Source organism: Halorubrum sp. Atlit-26R (genome assembly GCF_003666015.1).
GTDB lineage: Archaea > Halobacteriota > Halobacteria > Halobacteriales > Haloferacaceae > Halorubrum.
This window is the reverse complement of record NZ_QPLT01000488.1, coordinates 1-459: the sequence shown is the minus strand read 5'-3', so window position 1 is coordinate 459 and position 459 is coordinate 1. Positions and strand designations below refer to the sequence as shown.

The following is a 459-nucleotide window of genomic DNA, read 5'->3' as shown; positions in this document are numbered from 1 at the left end:
GGAGACCAAACTCGTCGACGACCTGAGCGAAGGTCTCGATTCGTTGGCTGTCGGTGGCGTAATCAGTAGCCTGAAATGTAGTTTTTGCAATAACTATTATTACTCGGATCTGTCTTCTGTTGCCCTGACAACGGACGAGGTACGGCGGTTTTTGCTCGATAGTGGGCTCGAACCCCCACTCGTTCGAGAATGGCACGACGTGACGGTCGCAGCCGACGAATCGGTGACGGTAGTCGAAGAAGACCCCCTCCGAGTCGAGATTACGTTTGCTGTGGAAGACGAGACGATCGACGTTATGTTCGATAGTGAGCATCAAGTCGTCAGTTCGACTCGATCTGTCGAGTGATTCCTCTTTTCCTCGTGCGTGCGGCGTCTCCATCCCGAAACGACTCGTACCGGACTGCGATCTCGTGTTTATGAAGCTGGCTTCTGCAAATCCGTTTACAGAACCATCATTCA

General features: G+C 52.3%; 1 protein-coding gene. It reads right to left on the bottom strand.

Translation table 11 applies throughout. The features are described 5' to 3' along the window. Positions 1–379, bottom strand: a 379-nt coding sequence (locus DVK07_RS22575) for a hypothetical protein (RefSeq protein WP_147441337.1), incomplete at its 3' end; no start/stop codon positions are given. Positions 380–459 lie beyond the last annotated feature (80 nt).